The 16,581-nt window shown below is 63.5% G+C and carries 18 protein-coding genes; 9 read left to right on the top strand and 9 right to left on the bottom strand.

What is annotated here, in order from left to right:
- Positions 1-123 precede the first annotated feature (123 nt).
- Entirely contained in the window at positions 124-615 is a 492-nt protein-coding gene (locus tag Q2941_RS29005; protein ID WP_027526913.1) for a single-stranded DNA-binding protein, read from the bottom strand.
- 447 nt (positions 616-1,062) lie between these two features.
- Here Q2941_RS29005 and Q2941_RS29000 point away from each other — a divergent pair, with 447 nt between their 5' ends.
- From Q2941_RS29000 to Q2941_RS28975, 6 genes are all read left to right on the top strand, one after another.
- On the top strand, positions 1,063-1,833 hold the full coding sequence (locus tag Q2941_RS29000; protein ID WP_458194510.1) for an outer membrane protein: 771 nt from the start codon (positions 1,063-1,065) through the stop codon (positions 1,831-1,833).
- A 239-nt stretch (positions 1,834-2,072) separates the two neighbouring features.
- Positions 2,073-2,744 (top strand): outer membrane protein, encoded by a 672-nt coding sequence (locus Q2941_RS28995; RefSeq protein ID WP_458194509.1) that lies wholly within the window; start codon positions 2,073-2,075, stop codon positions 2,742-2,744.
- Positions 2,745-3,007: 263 nt separating this feature from the next.
- The gene (uvrA, locus tag Q2941_RS28990) at positions 3,008-5,986 is read left to right on the top strand and encodes an excinuclease ABC subunit UvrA (RefSeq protein WP_458194508.1); all 2,979 of its coding nucleotides are present in this window, start codon (positions 3,008-3,010) and stop codon (positions 5,984-5,986) included.
- A 9-nt stretch (positions 5,987-5,995) separates the two neighbouring features.
- A complete protein-coding gene (locus tag Q2941_RS28985; protein ID WP_035664444.1) occupies positions 5,996-6,427 on the top strand; it encodes a hypothetical protein in 432 nt (143 codons plus the stop codon).
- 75 nt (positions 6,428-6,502) lie between these two features.
- A complete protein-coding gene (locus tag Q2941_RS28980; RefSeq protein WP_458194507.1) occupies positions 6,503-7,159 on the top strand; it encodes an HAD-IA family hydrolase in 657 nt (218 codons plus the stop codon).
- A 9-nt stretch (positions 7,160-7,168) separates the two neighbouring features.
- The gene (locus tag Q2941_RS28975) at positions 7,169-8,095 is read left to right on the top strand and encodes a nucleoside hydrolase (protein WP_027526908.1); all 927 of its coding nucleotides are present in this window, start codon (positions 7,169-7,171) and stop codon (positions 8,093-8,095) included.
- A gap of 132 nt (positions 8,096-8,227) precedes the next feature.
- Here Q2941_RS28975 and Q2941_RS28970 read toward each other — a convergent pair whose 3' ends face one another.
- The 6 genes from Q2941_RS28970 to Q2941_RS28945 form a co-directional block, all read right to left on the bottom strand.
- Positions 8,228-9,181 (bottom strand): YVTN family beta-propeller repeat protein, encoded by a 954-nt coding sequence (locus Q2941_RS28970; RefSeq protein ID WP_458194506.1) that lies wholly within the window; start codon positions 9,179-9,181, stop codon positions 8,228-8,230.
- A gap of 2 nt (positions 9,182-9,183) precedes the next feature.
- The gene (locus Q2941_RS28965) at positions 9,184-9,735 is read right to left on the bottom strand and encodes an SRPBCC family protein (RefSeq protein WP_254112504.1); all 552 of its coding nucleotides are present in this window, start codon (positions 9,733-9,735) and stop codon (positions 9,184-9,186) included.
- Between the two features lie 143 nt (positions 9,736-9,878).
- Entirely contained in the window at positions 9,879-10,667 is a 789-nt protein-coding gene (locus Q2941_RS28960; RefSeq protein ID WP_458194505.1) for an AAA family ATPase, read from the bottom strand.
- A gap of 113 nt (positions 10,668-10,780) precedes the next feature.
- Positions 10,781-11,641, bottom strand: coding sequence for a PCC domain-containing protein (locus Q2941_RS28955; protein WP_458194504.1), 861 nt, complete (start codon positions 11,639-11,641; stop codon positions 10,781-10,783).
- Between the two features lie 9 nt (positions 11,642-11,650).
- A complete protein-coding gene (locus tag Q2941_RS28950; RefSeq protein ID WP_458194503.1) occupies positions 11,651-13,255 on the bottom strand; it encodes an acyl-CoA synthetase in 1,605 nt (534 codons plus the stop codon).
- Between the two features lie 105 nt (positions 13,256-13,360).
- Positions 13,361-13,861 (bottom strand): hypothetical protein, encoded by a 501-nt coding sequence (locus Q2941_RS28945; RefSeq protein WP_458194502.1) that lies wholly within the window; start codon positions 13,859-13,861, stop codon positions 13,361-13,363.
- 94 nt (positions 13,862-13,955) lie between these two features.
- On the opposite strand from Q2941_RS28945, the gene Q2941_RS28940 reads away from it, so the two are divergent.
- The 3 genes from Q2941_RS28940 (at position 13,956) to Q2941_RS28930 (ending at position 15,204) form a co-directional block, all read left to right on the top strand.
- Entirely contained in the window at positions 13,956-14,309 is a 354-nt protein-coding gene (locus Q2941_RS28940; protein ID WP_458194501.1) for a hypothetical protein, read from the top strand.
- 92 nt (positions 14,310-14,401) lie between these two features.
- A complete protein-coding gene (locus Q2941_RS28935) occupies positions 14,402-14,917 on the top strand; it encodes a DUF3828 domain-containing protein (RefSeq protein ID WP_254112509.1) in 516 nt (171 codons plus the stop codon).
- Positions 14,918-14,928: 11 nt separating this feature from the next.
- Positions 14,929-15,204: a GNAT family N-acetyltransferase gene (locus Q2941_RS28930; protein WP_458194500.1), complete on the top strand. Its 276-nt coding sequence runs from the start codon at positions 14,929-14,931 to the stop codon at positions 15,202-15,204.
- 48 nt (positions 15,205-15,252) lie between these two features.
- Here Q2941_RS28930 and Q2941_RS28925 read toward each other — a convergent pair whose 3' ends face one another.
- The gene (locus Q2941_RS28925; protein WP_254112511.1) at positions 15,253-15,651 is read right to left on the bottom strand and encodes an SPW repeat protein; all 399 of its coding nucleotides are present in this window, start codon (positions 15,649-15,651) and stop codon (positions 15,253-15,255) included.
- Positions 15,652-15,988: 337 nt separating this feature from the next.
- Positions 15,989-16,411, bottom strand: a complete 423-nt coding sequence (locus Q2941_RS28920; RefSeq protein ID WP_027555008.1) for a hypothetical protein — start codon at positions 16,409-16,411, stop codon at positions 15,989-15,991.
- Positions 16,412-16,581: the final 170 nt, after the last annotated feature.

The raw sequence follows: 16,581 nt of genomic DNA, 5'->3' as shown, positions 1-16,581 counted from the left end.
GGGAAATCCTTAATGCGCAACATTAGGCAGGCCTGCAAAAACAAGCCCGATCAGCAAATTGGTAAGAAATGCTCACCCTTCTCACGAAGGCGGCGAACCATTCCGTTAGAAGGGGGTGTCCACTTAGAACGGTATGTCGTCGTCCATGTCGCTGTTGCGGCCGCCGCCCGCGGCGACTGCGCGGCGCGGTGCGCTGCTCACCGGGCTGCTGGAGCCGAAATCGCCGCCCGGCTCCTCGCCGAAGCTGCCGCCCCCCCCGCCACCACGGCCGTCGAGCATCGTGAGGTTGGAGTTGAAGCCCTGCAACACGACTTCGGTCGAGTATTTCTCGGCGCCGCTCTGGTCGGTCCACTTGCGGGTCTGCAGTGCGCCTTCGACGTAAACCTTCGCGCCCTTCTTCAGGTACTGCTCGGCGACCTTTGCGAGTCCCTCGTTGAAGATCACGACGCGATGCCACTCGGTCTTTTCCTTGCGCTCGCCGGTCGCCTTGTCCCGCCAGGTCTCCGACGTTGCGACGCTCAGATTGGCGATCGGCCGCCCGTCCTGGGTACGGCGGATTTCAGGATCCTTGCCGAGGTTGCCGACCAGAATGACCTTGTTGATGCTTCCCGCCATCGCCGCTCTCCACTCCAAACTGCGAAATTGTTCGAAAAAGCCGGAGCCGTGCCAAAACCGCTCGCTGCCGCCTGCTGTGCGACCCTATACGCTGGCGGACGTCGCCGAGCCCGCGGTCCCGCAGGTTATCCCCACATATAGCACCCGGGCCAGCAACGTTCCAGCTTTGTTCTTGCGCAAGCAGTGGCGGTATAAACCAGCAAGTTAAGATTGCATATCTAACAAGTTAATGGAACCGCATGGAACTTTTTCGGGTTCCCGCGGACGGAAATACCGCTTAACATTCATTAAGTTAGGAACCGCTCAGTTCGCTCGCGACTGTTGCTTTTGGGAGACGGACTCTACCGGTGGATCAGGCTAGGTTTGACGCGACATCGATTCATTGGGCGTCGCGCCTTGATTGACCGCTTCGGGGACCAGAGAAGCGGCACAGCCGGAGGGACAGAAATGAAGAAGATTTTGGTTGGGGCCATTGGTGCAGTTGCGTTGAGCCTGTCGGCTCCGGCGAGCGCGGCGGATCTCGCTGCGCGTCCGTACGTAAAGGCTCCGCCCCCGGCAATCGCCGCGGTCTACGACTGGAGCGGCTTCTACATCGGCATCAACGGCGGCGGCGGCTCGGCCCACAAATGCTGGGACTTCGTGGACAGCACCGGCCTTGTGACCGGTGTTCCCGGCAGTCTCGTGGGTGAAGGGTGCCACAATGCGACCGGCGGCACGGTTGGTGGTCAGATCGGGTATCGCTGGCAGACTGGCCAGTGGGTGTTCGGCTTCGAAGGCCAGGGCAACTGGGCCAACTTCAACGGCGATAACACCAGCTCCGTCTTCCTGGCCGACCGCAACCGTTCGCGAATCGACTCCTTCGGCCTGATCACCGGCCAGATCGGCTATGCCTGGAACAACGTGCTGTTCTACGTGAAGGGCGGCGGTGCGGTTGTCGGCGACAAGTATGACATCTTCGACATACCGACCGGCGTGCTGGTGGCTTCGGCTCGCGAAACCCGCTGGGGCGGCACGGTTGGCGCCGGCCTGGAAGTCGGCTTTGCGCCGAACTGGTCGGTGGGCGTCGAGTACGACCACATCTTCCTCGGCAATCGCACCCTCGGCTTCACGACGCCTGCGGGCATCGCGGCCGGGAGCGACCGGATCAGCCAGAACGTCGATATGGGCCTCGTCCGCCTGAACTATCGCTGGGGCGGGCCGATGATCGCGAAGTACTGATCCTTCGCCAAACCTCTTCCTGTCGAAAAGGCCGGCCTCGCGCCGGCCTTTTTGCTGTCCGGGTACAGCCGGTATGAACAGGTCAGTCATCCTTACACGTTTTCCGCGTGGTGTGGCATCTCGGGCACACAACTTGCGGCTTTACTGGTGTAAGCACGACATCAGTTGGACCAGAACGTCCGATGTCCTTCCGCGCACGGAAGGCAAAAACAGAAACTGGGACTGGGATTAAGTTGAAAATGAAGAAGGTTTTGTTGGCTTCGGCCAGTTTGTTTGCACTCAGCGCGTTCGCTCCGGTCATGGCTGCCGATCTGGCGGCCCGCCCCTACACCAAGGCTCCAGTGGCCCCCGCCGCGGTCTATAACTGGACCGGCTTCTACCTCGGTGGCTTCGGTGGCTACGCTTGGGAAAACACCTCCACTGACCCGAAGATGAAGGGCGGCTTCGCAGGTGGTACGGTCGGCTACAACTGGCAGGCCAGCAACATCGTGTTCGGTCTCGAGGCCGACGGCGGCTGGGCTGACGTGAGCGCGACAGCCGGCACCCCGGGCGTGCTCGCCGTGACGAGCCGGATCAATTCGTTGGGAACTGTGCGCGGTCGCGTCGGCGTGGCGATCGACCAGGTCCTGCTCTACGGCACCGGCGGCTTCGCCTGGATCAACAACAAGCTGACCGCGGACGTGCTTGGCGTGCTCGCCTCGGACAGCCAGTTCCACACGGGCTGGACGCTCGGCGCGGGTGTCGAAGCTTTCTTTGCTCCGCAGTGGTCGGTGAAGGGCGAGTACCTCTATCGTAGCCTCGGCAGCGAGAACTACTTCGCCGGCACCGTCTCGTCCGGCACGCTGAACCTCCACACCGTGCAGGTCGGCGTGAACTATCACTTCGGCGGCCCGGTCGTCGCGAAGTACTGATCTTCGAGATTGATTCTCGACGGAAAGGCCGGCTTGCGCCGGCCTTTTTGCTTGGGCCAGAGGCGGCAGCTCTGCGAGCTACTGCCATGTCCTGCCAGCACGCCAACAATCCGTTGACGATTCGCAACTCGCACTGGAAATCCGCCGTCGTTCTTCCTACGTTCGCGACTTACCCACAAGGCGTCCATCCCCGGTTCCGGGCGAGGCGCGCCTGAACGCCGGCGCGGCCGCGCGGCGTGGGAATCTCCTTGGGGACCACTGGGATGGACGAAGTGATCAAGGCGAAGCGCCAACAACAGAACGCGGGCTCAAGCCTGCGCGCAATTACGATCCGTGGCGCGCGCGAGCACAACCTCAAGAACATCGACGTCGAGATTCCGCGCGACAAGCTCGTGGTGTTCACCGGCCTCTCCGGCTCCGGAAAATCCTCGCTCGCCTTCGACACCATCTATGCCGAAGGCCAGCGGCGCTATGTCGAGTCGCTGTCGGCCTATGCCCGCCAGTTCCTTGAGATGATGCAGAAGCCGGACGTCGACCAGATCGACGGCCTGTCGCCCGCGATCTCCATCGAGCAGAAGACGACCTCGAAAAACCCGCGCTCGACCGTCGGCACCGTCACCGAGATCTACGACTACATGCGCTTGCTCTGGGCGCGCGTCGGCGTGCCCTATTCGCCCGCGACCGGCTTGCCGATCGAGAGCCAGACCGTCTCGCAGATGGTCGACCGCGTGCTGGCGCTGGCCGAAGGCACCCGCCTTTATCTGCTCGCCCCGGTCGTGCGCGGCCGCAAGGGCGAGTACAGGAAAGAGCTCGCCGAGTGGCTCAAGAAGGGCTTTCAGCGCGTCAAGATCGACGGCACTTTCTATGAGCTCGCGGAGGCGCCGAGCCTCGACAAGAAATTCCCGCACGACATCGACGTCGTGGTCGACCGCATCGTGGTGCGCGCCGATATCGGCCAGCGCCTTGCCGAAAGCTTCGAGACTGCGCTGAAGCTCGCCGAGGGCCTTGCCGTCGTCGAGTTCGCCGATGCGCCAGCGGCCGCCGCTCCGGCCGAAGAGAAAAAGAAGACCGCCAAGATCCACGACAAGAGCGGGCCAGAGCGCATCCTGTTCTCGGAAAAGTTCGCCTGCCCGGTGTCCGGCTTCACCATCCCCGAGATCGAGCCGCGGCTGTTCTCCTTCAACAATCCCTATGGCGCCTGCCCGGCCTGCGGCGGCCTCGGCGTCGAGCAGCATGTCGACGAGGACCTCGTCATCCCCGACAAGGAGATGACCCTGCGCAAGGGCGCGATCGCGCCCTGGGCCAAATCGTCATCGCCCTATTACGTACAGACGCTGACCGCGCTCGGCAAGCACTACAAATTCACGCTCGACACAAAGTGGAAGGATCTCGCAAAGAAGACGAAAGACGCGATCCTCTACGGCTCCGGCGAGGACGAGATCAAGTTCTCCTATGAGGACGGCGTTCGCTCCTACGACACCAAGAAGCCGTTCGAGGGCGTCATCACCAACATCAATCGCCGCTATCGCGAGACCGAGAGCGAGTGGGCGCGCGAAGAGCTGGCGAAGTACTTCCACGACGTCCCCTGCGAGGCCTGCAAGGGCTTTCGGCTGAAGCCTGAGGCGCTCTGCGTCAAGGTTGGCGGCAAGCACATCGGAGAGATCTCGGAACTGTCGGTCAAGCGCGCCGGCGAATGGTTCGAGGGCGTGCCCGACGCGCTGAACAAGCAGCAGAACGAAATCGCGGGACGCATCCTGAAGGAGATCCGCGAGCGCCTCACCTTCCTGCTCGACGTCGGCCTCAACTATCTCACGCTCTCCCGCTCCTCAGGCACGCTGTCCGGCGGCGAGAGCCAGCGCATCCGCCTCGCCTCGCAGATCGGCTCGGGACTGACCGGCGTGCTCTACGTGCTGGACGAGCCCTCGATCGGCCTGCACCAGCGCGACAATGCGCGCCTGCTCGATACGCTCAAGCGCCTGCGCGATCTCGGCAATACCGTGGTCGTGGTCGAGCATGACGAGGACGCCATTCGCCTCGCCGACTACGTCCTCGACATCGGCCCCGGCGCCGGCATGCATGGCGGCCACATCGTCGCCGAAGGCACGCCCGCCGAGATCATGCGCAACCCGAAATCGCTGACCGGCAAGTACCTCACCGGCGAGCTCGAGGTCGAGGTGCCGGAGCGACGCCCACCGAACCATCGCCGCACCATCAAGGTGGTCAACGCGCGGGGCAATAATCTCAAGAACGTCACGGCGGAGATTCCGCTCGGCCTGTTCACCTGCGTCACCGGCGTCTCCGGCGGCGGCAAGTCGACGCTGCTGATCGACACGCTCTATCGCGCCATCGCCCGCAAGCTGAACAATGCCAGCGAAGGCGCAGCCCCGCACGACCGCATCGAGGGTCTCGAGCACATCGACAAGATCATCGACATCGACCAGTCGCCGATCGGCCGCACCCCGCGCTCGAATCCTGCGACCTATACCGGCGCCTTCACGCCGATCCGCGAATGGTTTGCGGGCCTCCCCGAAGCCAAGGCGCGCGGCTACGAGCCCGGCCGCTTCTCCTTCAACGTCAAGGGCGGCCGCTGCGAGGCCTGCCAGGGCGACGGCGTCATCAAGATCGAGATGCACTTCCTGCCCGACGTCTACGTCACCTGCGACGTCTGCAAGGGCAAGCGCTACAACCGCGAGACGCTGGAGGTCCTGTTCAAGGGCAAGAGCATCGCCGACGTGCTCGACATGACCGTCGAGGAAGCCGCCGAGTTCTTCAAGGCGGTGCCACGCGTCCGCGAAACCTTCAACACGCTGCACCGCGTCGGCCTCGATTACATCCATGTCGGCCAGCAGGCCACCACGCTCTCCGGCGGCGAAGCCCAGCGCGTCAAGCTGGCAAAAGAGCTGTCCAAGCGCGCGACCGGGCGCACGCTCTACATCCTGGACGAGCCCACGACGGGTCTGCACTTCCATGACGTCAAGAAGCTGCTGGAGGTGCTGCACGAGCTGGTCGCGCAAGGCAACACGGTCGTGGTCATCGAGCACAATCTCGAGGTCATCAAGACCGCAGACTGGGTCATCGACCTCGGCCCTGAAGGCGGCGACGGCGGCGGCGAAATCGTCGCCTGGGGCCCGCCGGAAGACATCGTCAAGGCGCCGCGCAGCTATACGGGCAAATTTCTGGAGCCGGTGCTGAAGAAGGCCAGCAAGCCGAAGCGACGGAGCACGAGCGAGGCGGCGGAGTAGGCTTGAGCCATGTTGGCTGGCATCAGCATCGAACGTACGGGCTCGAAGGATACCGGCATCTGTGATTGCTGTGGTCGTACCAGTCGCACCGTTTGGGGACTCGCGTCCAACGAAACGCAAGGCCTAGCCGCGTACTACGTGCACTGGACGCTTGGTCACATTTCAGATCAAGGCGCCAACATCGATCTCATCGTTGGGAATTGGGGAAAAGGCACCACCGCAGCGGACCGTTGTGCGGTCGCTCTGGCCTATCGCCTATTGGATACTGGTCCAGCTATGATGGTCATCGATGCTGGACCACGATCCTTCTCCCGCAGCCCTCTCATCGGCAAGGTGTTCGCGCGCGACGAAGTGGTAGGTACCCCCTTTGCCCAACAGATATTCAGCATCGCCGATGCAGTACTTGCGCAAGACGACCGTATTGCCGAACTACTTGGATGATAAAAGATTGAGGCACCGGGTCGCAAAACGTAGGGCGAAGTTGACAGGGCTAGCCGACTGACCGCTCTACCAGACATGCCCTATTCCCTCGCCATCTTCGATCTCGACGGCACACTGGCCGACAGCTTTCCGTGGTTTCTGCGCACCATCAACGACGTCGCCGATCGCTTCGGCTTTCGCCGCGTGGCCGATGAGGATGTCGAGGGGCTGCGGCACGCCTCGACGCGCGAGATTCTCAACCGTCTCGACGTGCCGCTGTGGAAACTGCCCGCGATCGCTCGGCATGCGCGGCGGTTGAAGGCGGAGGCTGCGGCGGAGATTTCCCTGTTCGCCGGCGTCGAGGCCATGCTGCAGACGCTGGCCGCAAGAGGCGTGCAGCTCGCGCTGGTGACCTCGGACAGCGAAGCCAATGCGCGCGAGAAGTTAGGTGCGGCAGCTAACCTGTTCGCGCATTTCGACTGCGCCGCTTCGGTGTTCGGCAAGCCCGCGAAATTCCGCCGGGTCATCCGCCGCGCCGACGTCGAGCCGGCACAGGTCATTGCCATCGGCGATGAGGTGCGTGACATCGAGGCGGCCCGTAGCGTTGGCATTGCGTGCGGCGCCGTCTGCTGGGGCTACGCCGCGCCGGCGGCGTTGCGAGCGCTGGCGCCCGATCACACGTTCGAACAGATGGACGAAATAGCGGATGCGTTGTGCCGGGCTCGCTCTCCTGATCCCGCCAACGCAACTTAGGAGGCGCTGATGGCAATCACGGAAGCTGCCCGCTTAATGCTTTTGGCGCCGCCCGTCGGCAGGGTGCGCGTCGTGCTCGACACCGATACCTACAACGAGATCGACGATCAGTTCGCGCTCGTCCAGATGCTGCTCTCGAAGGAGCGCTTCGACGTGGAGGCGATCTACGCCGCCCCGTTCTTCAACAAGCGCGCAGACAGCCCTAGCCACGGCATGGAGCTGAGCTATCAGGAAATCCTGCGCCTGCTGGAGCGTCTGAACGTTTCGCCTGACGGTCTGGTTCATCGCGGCGTCACCGACTATGTCGGCGCCCAGAAGCAAGCCCGCGAAGCGCCCGCTGTCGACGACATGATCGCGCGAGCGCGGGCCGGATCGCCTGACAAGCCGCTCTACATCGTTGCCATCAGCGCCATCAGCAACGTTGCCTCAGCGCTTCTCAAGGCGCCCGATATCAGGGATCGCGTCGTGGTGGTGTGGCTTGGCGGCCATGCGCTGGAATGGCCGCACACGATCGAGTTCAATCTCAAGCAGGATGTCGGTGGCGCCCAGGTGCTGTTCGACAGCGGCGTGCCCCTGGTGCTCGTGCCGTGCAAGGGGGTGACCTCGCATCTTCACTCGACCGTGCCGGAGATCGAGCGCCATGTCGAACCTCACGGCAGCATCGGCGCGTTCCTGGCGATGCGGTTCAAGGAGTATTCGTCCGATCATCTCGGCTGGTCGAAAGAGATCTGGGACATGGCGCCGGTCGGCTGGCTCCTGAACCCGGATTGGGCGCCGAGCGTGATCATCCCGGCGCCTGTCGTGACGGAGCAGATGACCTGGAGCATCGATCGCAGGCGACATGCTATCAGGTATGTGACCTTCGTGGACCGAAATCCGATTCTGCGGGACTTCTTTTTGAAGTTGAAGGCGTTCGCCGAAGCGAAGACTTCGTAGGGTGGGTTAGCCCTGCGGCTGCGCGAAGCGCAGTCCGCCAGGCGTAACCCACCACTTCTCTCGACGCGCGGTGAGTAAAGAGGTGGGGTTACGCTTCGCTAACCCACCCTACGCACCGCCACGCACTGCCCCTTACTCCGTCCGCCTGAGAAACGCCCCGAACGCGCGCGGGCCATCGCCAACCTTGACCTCATCAGTCACTTTCAGCTCGATCGCATCGATGACGCTCACCGAGTTGCTTTCCCAATTCGCCACGATGATGCGCCGCCCATCCGCCGTGGCCGCGATCCCCTCCGGATAGTCGCCAACGGTGATGCGCTTGACCGGCTTCAGCGTCGCAAGGTCGAACACGCTGACGGTGCCGCCATATTGGTCGGTAGCAAAACCGCGGCCCTGCGCCAGGGCCACCGCGTACGGCCGCATGCCCACCGGCACGCGGCCGATCTCGCGCGCCTCTGCAATATCGATCACGGAGACATCGTTCGATCCGACATTGGCGGTGAAGGCGCGCCTGCCCTCTGCATCGATGGTGATGCCGAACGGGCGCGTGCCGACCTTGATGGTGGCCCGCCGCTCGCGTGTCGCGGTGTCCACGACCGAGACGCTGTCGGCATCGCGATCGGCCGAGAGCAACAGTCGACCGTCAGGTGTCATTGCCAGCCCGGAGGGCGAGGCACCGACCACAATGCTTGCGACCACGCTTTGTGTCCGCGGATCGATCACCCGCACAGCCGCCGCGTACCAGTCGGCGACATAGACGGTCCCCCCATCCGGCGCCACGGCGACGCCGAGCGGACCGCCGCCGACGTCAATCCGGCCGACGACCTTCCGGGCAGCAGCGTCGACCACCGTGAGCGCCTTGGCGTCGGGACTCGTCACATAGGCAAAGCGCCCATCCGCCGTGACGGCAACGCCCGCCGGCTTGCCGCCGATCGCAATCGTTGCGACCGGCCGCAGCTTTGCGAGATCCACGACCGTCAGATTGTCGCTGAGCTGGTTGGTGACGAACGCCTCCTCGGCAGAGGCTTCCTCGACCGGGACCAGGCCGATGCTGGCGGCCAGCGCCGCCAGGACCATCACGCGCACGCTCAGCTTCCGCTCTCGATCTTCTTCTTCAGTGCCTCGAGGCCGCCCTTGTAGAGCCCGCTCACCGCCTTCACCGCCGCCTCGTCGCTGAGCTCCGGTGGCGGGTCATTGTTGGGAAAGCCGCGATAGAATGCGCCGGCCCATTCCAGCTTCGTCTTGCCTTCCGGAGCCGGCGACACCGACAACGTCGAGGAATAGTTGGTGACCGGCAGCACCTTCACGTCGACGGTCGTGATCCGGTACGAATAGCTCATCATGTCGGGCTCGTATTTGTAGAGCTCCTCGTCGATGGTGGCGCCGGTCCCAAGCGTCAGTCGCCGCGTGGCGCCGATCTCGTTGCCCTTCTCGCCCTCGGTCTTGCTGACGCCCGCGAGCCAGCTCATGTCCTGGAAATTGCCGATCACCGCCCAGACCTTGGCCTGCGGCGCGTTGATCTCGATGGATTCCCGCACCTTCTGCCGGGTCGGCCCGTGCGCCCAGGCGGCCGTCAAGGCCGTCGTCCCCACCGCCAGCGCCGCAAACACGGCCAGCGCCGTCCTCTTCGTCACCCTCATGTCGTATCCTCAAATGTGTTGTTGGTCTCTGCACGACTGCCGCGCGCTGCGGACATGGTAACGTAGTTTTGGACGGGATCGAGGCCCTTCGTGGCGATTTCGATGGTCTAACGGCGTCGCGTTCTCCCCATGCCCCGTGCCCGCTACTCGTCCTGGAGTGCCGCGTCGACGAATCCGGCCGGATCGTCGCAAAACTCGCGCAGCACCTTGAAATGTTCGGTCTCCCACAAGGTCGCCGGCTCCAGTCCACCTTTGGTCAGCCGCAACAGCGCCGCATTGGGATAAGCCATCAACATCGGCGCGTGCGTGGCCATGATGACCTGGCAGATGCGGGAGTCCTCCATGCGCCGCAGCAGCTTCAAAAATTCGATCTGCCGTGCCGGCGAGAGCGCGGATTCCGGCTCGTCGAAGATGAAGATACCCTGGCGCTGACAGCGCTCCTCGAAGAAGCGCAGGAAGCCTTCACCGTGCGAATGGGACAGGAAATCAGGTGGCGGACCACCCGGCAGTCCCATTTTCATGTCTTCGAGCGCCAGCTTATCGAGCCACCTCGCCAACGAAAAAAAGCTCTCGGCACGGAAGAACCAGCCATTAGTGATCTTGGGCAGCCAGCTCGCGCGCAGCGCCTTCGACAGTTGGCCGCCCATCTTCTCCAGCGCGTCGGAATGGTCGACAGGCCTGTAGCCTTTGCCACCGCCGGCATCGTCGAAGCCAGCAAGGGTCGCGATCCCCTCGAGGATGGTGGACTTCCCGGTGCCGTTCTCGCCGGCGATGATGGTAATCGGGGCTTTAAAACTAAGCTCGAAGTCGTCGGCGAAGATGGGAAGGCAAAACGGATAGGTTTCCCGATTGGATATCTTCGACGGCTCAAGCCAGACTCGTTTCAAATACGGCGCGGGCAAATTGATCGTGCGATTGCCTCTCCTGCCCATATTCCGGTCCCCAGCCAGTTGTTGCTGCCAAATCGGCCATCGCTAGGAACATAACAAGAACAATCGCCGCATGGAAGTGGTATCTGTGGCCAGCTACAAACTCCGATTGCTCCCTAATTCAGCACCTCCAGCACCAGCTCCATCGTCATCAGCACGGGATTGTCGCCGCGGATCAGCCGGCCCTCGGCGAGGCCGCCGGCGTAGTCGACGAGGGCGACGTCGAGCGCGGCCTGCAGTGCGCCGGAGCCGCCGGGGGCGATCGTGCCGGCCGTTATCGCCAGTTCGGTGGCAAAGGGCTCGGTCACGCCGCCATGGGTGAAGCGCGCGCCTATGGTCGAGCCGACGCCGCCGTGGATCCTCGCACGCGCGATGCCGTGCTCGCGGCAAAAGCCTTCGAGCGCCCCCGCAAAGTCCTGGTTCGGCCGCAGCCGCAGCGCGAAGGCGCGGCTTGTGGCCTGTGCGCCGCTAGGCTCAGCGGCCACCGGTCCGAACAGCTTGAAGTTGGTTTCGCCGTCAGGCTCCGCCGTGAACATCGCTCCGTCGATGCCGAACGCCGCAACCTCGAACGGCTCCGCGACGACAGTCTCCTCGGGAAGCATGTGGCCGCCGCTGGCGCGACCGTCCGCCTCGGTCCAAAGCCCGTGGCAATGAAAGAACGGCGCACCGTCGCGCCTGCCGAGCGTCAGGCTGCCCAGCTTCACCCGCGTCACGCCCTGGGGTCGAAAGGTGTCACTGTAGAACGCGGCGTTCTCGCCCGTCTTCGACAGCGCCGGCATCACGTAAGCGAACGGGCCGAGCGCGCCGGGACCGAAGTTGAGCACGCCGCCGGCAAAGCCCTCCGCCGCGAAGCCGCGGCGTGCGGCTTCAAGCAACGGCATGCCGGCCTCGAGCCTGAACGCGAAGGCCTGTCCCCTCGCCTCCACCCATTGGATACGCTCGGCGACCGGTGCGCCCGGCTGCTTGATGCTCCGCATGATCAGCGCTCAGCCCGCCTGCTTGTTGTCGAGATCGAGCAGGCCGCGCGCCTCGAGCTCGTCGCGCACCATCCGCTTGGGGATCTTGCCATAGCCCGACTTCGGCAGCGCCTCCCAGAAGAAGAAGCGCTTCGGCATCTTGTAGCGCGGCACCTTGGGGCCAAGGAACGCGACCATCTCCGCCTCGCTCACGGGCTTTGCACCTTCACGCGCAACGCAGACGGCAACGCCGACCTCGCCCCAGGTCGGATCGGGCACGCCGAGGACGGCGACCTCGCCGACCGCAGGATGCGTCAAGATCTTCTCCTCGATCTCGCGCGGATAGATGTTGGAGCCGCCAGAGATGTACATGTCGGAGGCCCGTCCCGTGATGTAGACGAACCCCTCCTCGTCCATGTGGCCGAGATCGCCGGTCCGGAACCAGCCGTTGCGAAACGCCTTCGCGTTGGCCTCGGGGTTATCGTAGTAGCCGGCGAACACCGCAGGCCCGATGACGCAGATCTCCCCGCTCTGGTTCGGCTTCAGCTCGCGGCCCTCGTCGTCCTGGATCGAGACCTGCATGCCCGTGCGCTCGAAACCGCAAGTGCCGATCTTGGCATGCGGACCGTCCTCGACATCGTGCAGCGCCGCCGGCAGCACGGTGATGTTGCCGGTGACCTCGCCGAGGCCAAAATACTGCACGATGACCTTGCCGAGCTTGTTCAGCGCGGTCTTCTGATCCTCGCGATACATCGGCGCGCCTGCATAGATCACCTGGCGCAACGAGGAATGGTCGAACTTGTCGACCGCGGGATGCTCGACCATCATCTTCAGGATCGTCGGCACGGTGAAGAGATTGCTGACACGATGCGTCTCGATCAGACGGAACGCCTCGCCGATGTCGAACTTCTCCGTCGGCAGCAGCACGGTACGCGCGCCGCGCGCAGTCTGCATCAGCTGATGCACGCCGGCGCCATGCGACAGCGGCGCGACCACGAGCGATGCATCCGCCTCGGTGGTGCCCGGCGTCAGATCGGCAAGGTGATTAGTAACCACAAAGCCCATCTGTCCATGCGTGAGCACGGCCGCCTTGGAACGGCCGGTGGTGCCGGAGGTGAAGAAGAACCAGCAGGGATCGTCATGCTCGACGGCGACGTTCTCGATCCTAGTGCCCGCATACTTGTTGATCGCCTCCGCAACGGTGGTCTCACCAAACGCGCCGTCACCAATGCGCCAGGTGAACTCCAATGCGCTACCACCAACGGCTGCGGCATGCTCGGGAAAATCGCCGTGGCACAAGAACCCTCTCACACCGGAGGCCTGCGCGAGATAGGCGACCTCGTCCGGCATCAGGCGGAAATTTGTCGGCACCCAGATCGCGCCGAGCCGAAACGCGGCGAACATCGAGAAGAACATCTCGTCGCCGTTCTTGGAATGGACGAGGATGCGGTCGCCCTTGTTGATGCCGCGCGCGGCAAGCGCGGCAGCGAGCGCGGACACCTGCGCGTCGATCTCGCGCCAGGTCCAGGATCTGTCGCCCCACACGAAACCCGGCCGCGACCCGTGCCGCCGCGCATTCTGGGTCAGCATGTAAGCGAGGTTCATGACGCGGCGCGACATCCGCAATGGTTGCATGGGGCTTCCTCTTCGCTGGTGGACGGCGCGCAGCCGGACCGCTCTTGGCGGCCCATTTATCGCCATCATCAGCAGCGCCGCAAGGCCGCTCGCTGCAGAGCCCCATTACGGCATCTTGAACGCGAAAGGCGTCGTGGAGATCGCCTTCTCCTTGAAGCAGGATGGCGAGCCGTGCCCGCCGCAATAGCCGCCATGCAACTCGAAGCGCATGGTGCGCGCCGCGCCCCGCTTCATCGGCCTCGGCTCGATCTCGTAGTTCCGGACATAGCCGTCGAATACGCGGCGCAAATTACCGTTTGGCAGCGTCACCAGAACGTTCATGACGCAGCCGCCGCTGCCGCAATAGGCGGCCTCGCTGCCATCGCATTTGGTGTCGCGGAAATCGACGACGTAGTCGTCGCGGCCATCGCCGGTGAGATCGACCTTGCGCACCGTATCTGGTGCAAAGCTGACCGCGCCGCCGCCCTGGCTCGCGCATTCCTCATGAGCGTAGCGCAGCGCCTTCTGCACTTCGCTGGGATAATCGGCCGGATTAAACGGTTTCGCGTCCTCGGCGCGGACGAGGCCGCCGGCGAAGAGAACGCAGATCAGGATCAAGAGTCTCATTCGTCTTGGTCGTCGCCATCGCTTCGATCGTTCAGGGATTCTTAAATATGATCGGCGCATCCTTGACCTGTCTCCGCGTACAGAGTTCCGCACCATGTCCAAAGCGCCCGCCTTTCTCCTGTTGTCGCTGACGCTCGCCGGATGTGCCGCGGCCCCGCAAGCGCGGCTCGCCTCCGATCCCGCCTTCGCCCCGCAGCGCTATGCCTGGGACGGTGCTGGTGAGAATCCCAATCAGCCCAAGCCAGCGCACACATCGCGGAGTGCCACCCGAACTGGCCAGGACAAGTCGGTCACGGCACTCCAGCCTTACTCGAAGGAGTGGTGGCAGGCCCAGGACGGTATCGAGGCCGAACAGGAGTCACAGGTCAAGCGATCGCTCGTCATCTGCAAGGGCTGCCTGCGGCCGCAGCCCGCGGAGGATTCGCGTCTGGCCAAGGCCGCCGATTGAACCAATCCGCCGCCACAAAACTCTACTGAGATACACCGCCGGCCGGACATTCCGGTCTATAAGCGCGGGTAGAACCGATCTCAGGACATCCCATGCTCACGCGCCGCACCTTCGTCGCAGCCTCTCTTCTCGCCACCGTCAACGCGGCCGCCGCGCACGCCCCGCCAGCCAGCGATCCCGTCGCGATCCTGACCGCGATCTACACCCGCGCCGCCAAGGGCAAAGGCGATGGCGGCGGCGCCTTCATCATCGAGACCAAGGCGGCCAAGGCGAAATATCTCTCGAAATCGCTGGTCGCGCTGTGGGCCAGGGCCGATGCGCACACGCCGAAGGGCGACGTCGGACCGGTCGATTTCGATCCCGTAACCAACTCGCAGGAACCGGACGTCAAATCCTTCAAGCTCGATACCGAAAAGCTCGAGTCCGACAAGGCCACGATCGCGGTGACCATCGCCGGTCACCGCAACGACCGCAAACCCGCCGACCAGGTCGTGCGTTATGAGTTCGTGCGCGAGGCCAACAGCTGGAAGATCGACGACATCACGGGCTCATCCGACGGGCAACCCTGGTCGATCCGCAAGATGCTGACGGACTCGCTGAAGAGCTGACGGGAGGAGACATGAGCGCCGTCATCGACAACAAGGCCCATCACCGCTTCGAGCTCGAAGTGGATGGCCATCTCGCCACCGAGCACTACCGGCTCGACGGCAACGTCATCACTTTCGAGCATACGGAGGTGCCGAAAGAGCTCGGCGGCAAGGGCGTCGGCTCAAAGCTGGTGCAAGGCGCGCTCGACCAGGTCCGCGCCGCAGGATTGAGCCTGCTCCCGCAATGTCCGTTCGTGAAGGCCTGGATCGACAAGCATCCAGACTACGCGGATCTGGTAGCGAGATGAGGAGCGCAGGCCCGTCGATTGCGTGACGGGCCTGCGCATCTCTATGACCTATTGCCCATGCCTCAGCATGTCCTGGTCACTCTGGTCCCAGTCCTGCCATAGCTGAAGCGCGCCGAGCAGCACCACCACCGCGCCGAGGCTGGTGTGGTAGACGCGCAGAAAGCCTTCGCCGGAATAGCCGAGGACATAGGGCGAGACGATCAGCCAAAGCCCGACCAGGATCGTCGCCACCTCCTGCCAGCGCTGCAACGCAACATATTCGAGCTGGCTGAGGCCAAACACGACCAGGCCAACTGCGACCGTGTTCAGGATCACCGCCTGGTGTCCGACGATCGTTTCATGATCCTGGACGGGAAACCACGGCGACGCAACGATCAGCGCGCCGAGCACCATCCCGCACCAGTCTTCCCATGTTCGATGAGTATTCAGAAAACCAAAGTCCGACATCGTAACCTCCTACACAAGAGGCATACGTCGGCGGCTGGCGATCACGACACTCCGAATGTTTAGCGACCCTGCCGGCCGCATTCGGGCGTATGTCCTGGAGAACACGTGGGAACCGGCTGCGCGGTTGCAAGGGCGACACCGTGGTTTTTTGCCAGCGAAGCGGTGCGACGCAAACGACGACCTGCGGGGTTGATCCAACCAAGGCGCGTGCTCATCAGGGCGCGCACAAGGTCCGCTGTGCCCCTGATAGCGGCGCAAGAGCGGACCTCACTAGTGGTCCGAGTTGGGCCCAGGAGCCGACATCGCTCCAATCAAGCGGCGATACTTGTCAGGCTCCTTAGCGGCCGTAGGGGAAGCAGCGGTTGCGATCGAGTGTGAGACCGAAATGCGCTCCCAGTGCAGCGATGGCCGCGTCCTGCTGAGGATAAGGATCGGCATTGGATGCGGCAACGATGATGATCCGGAACCCGCCGCGATCCTTGCCACCCGGTGGCAGCATCGCTGTAGTTAGTGCATTGCCCTCCCTGTCGCGCAGCGTGAGGAAAAGCGGCATCTCTCGCTGTACATGGGCCTCGAGGCCGATGTCGCGCTCGATCGCGTTGGGCCGCTCGGGACGCCAGGACTGGACTGCCTTCTCCCGCTCGCGGCGGAAATATTTCTCAACTGTGTGGCCCATCAGGCGCGACTCATGCATCGCTTCACCTTCCGTCTCGATACGGAACCAGGTCTTGCCCTTCGGCGCGTCGCAAACATACTGCATTTCGCCCGTCCTGCGATCGCGGCAATTCTAGGGCGGCGGCCCTGCAAAGCCAATATGAGACTAGCTCCCATGTATAGCGCTGCACGATCAGAGGGGCTAAGAGTTCTTGATTGGACGTTGAAGTTCTAGTGAGCCCAAACAATACTAGGTCGACCGGAATAATCCTGTTC

This window comes from Bradyrhizobium sp. UFLA05-153 (assembly GCF_054185185.1).
Note: the sequence above shows the minus strand (reverse complement) of the source record. Positions and strands in the feature narration are given on the sequence as shown.

Excerpts from the sequence above, each read along its gene's own strand:
- Q2941_RS28965 (WP_254112504.1), bottom strand. The coding sequence starts at position 9,735 with ATGAGGGTGACGAAGAGGACGGCGCTGGCCGTGTTTGCGGCGCTGGCG.
- Q2941_RS28980 (WP_458194507.1), top strand. The coding sequence starts at position 6,503 with ATGCCCTATTCCCTCGCCATCTTCGATCTCGACGGCACACTGGCCGAC.
- Q2941_RS28930 (WP_458194500.1), top strand. The coding sequence starts at position 14,929 with ATGAGCGCCGTCATCGACAACAAGGCCCATCACCGCTTCGAGCTCGAA.
- Q2941_RS28935 (WP_254112509.1), top strand. The coding sequence starts at position 14,402 with ATGCTCACGCGCCGCACCTTCGTCGCAGCCTCTCTTCTCGCCACCGTC.
- Q2941_RS28920 (WP_027555008.1), bottom strand. The coding sequence starts at position 16,411 with ATGCAGTATGTTTGCGACGCGCCGAAGGGCAAGACCTGGTTCCGTATC.
- Q2941_RS28985 (WP_035664444.1), top strand. The coding sequence starts at position 5,996 with ATGTTGGCTGGCATCAGCATCGAACGTACGGGCTCGAAGGATACCGGC.
- Q2941_RS28975 (WP_027526908.1), top strand. The coding sequence starts at position 7,169 with ATGGCAATCACGGAAGCTGCCCGCTTAATGCTTTTGGCGCCGCCCGTC.
- Q2941_RS28940 (WP_458194501.1), top strand. The coding sequence starts at position 13,956 with ATGTCCAAAGCGCCCGCCTTTCTCCTGTTGTCGCTGACGCTCGCCGGA.
- Q2941_RS28945 (WP_458194502.1), bottom strand. The coding sequence starts at position 13,861 with ATGAGACTCTTGATCCTGATCTGCGTTCTCTTCGCCGGCGGCCTCGTC.
- Q2941_RS28950 (WP_458194503.1), bottom strand. The coding sequence starts at position 13,255 with ATGCAACCATTGCGGATGTCGCGCCGCGTCATGAACCTCGCTTACATG.
- Q2941_RS28955 (WP_458194504.1), bottom strand. The coding sequence starts at position 11,641 with ATGCGGAGCATCAAGCAGCCGGGCGCACCGGTCGCCGAGCGTATCCAA.
- Q2941_RS28960 (WP_458194505.1), bottom strand. The coding sequence starts at position 10,667 with ATGGGCAGGAGAGGCAATCGCACGATCAATTTGCCCGCGCCGTATTTG.
- Q2941_RS29005 (WP_027526913.1), bottom strand. The coding sequence starts at position 615 with ATGGCGGGAAGCATCAACAAGGTCATTCTGGTCGGCAACCTCGGCAAG.
- Q2941_RS29000 (WP_458194510.1), top strand. The coding sequence starts at position 1,063 with ATGAAGAAGATTTTGGTTGGGGCCATTGGTGCAGTTGCGTTGAGCCTG.
- Q2941_RS28925 (WP_254112511.1), bottom strand. The coding sequence starts at position 15,651 with ATGTCGGACTTTGGTTTTCTGAATACTCATCGAACATGGGAAGACTGG.
- Q2941_RS28995 (WP_458194509.1), top strand. The coding sequence starts at position 2,073 with ATGAAGAAGGTTTTGTTGGCTTCGGCCAGTTTGTTTGCACTCAGCGCG.
- uvrA (WP_458194508.1), top strand. The coding sequence starts at position 3,008 with ATGGACGAAGTGATCAAGGCGAAGCGCCAACAACAGAACGCGGGCTCA.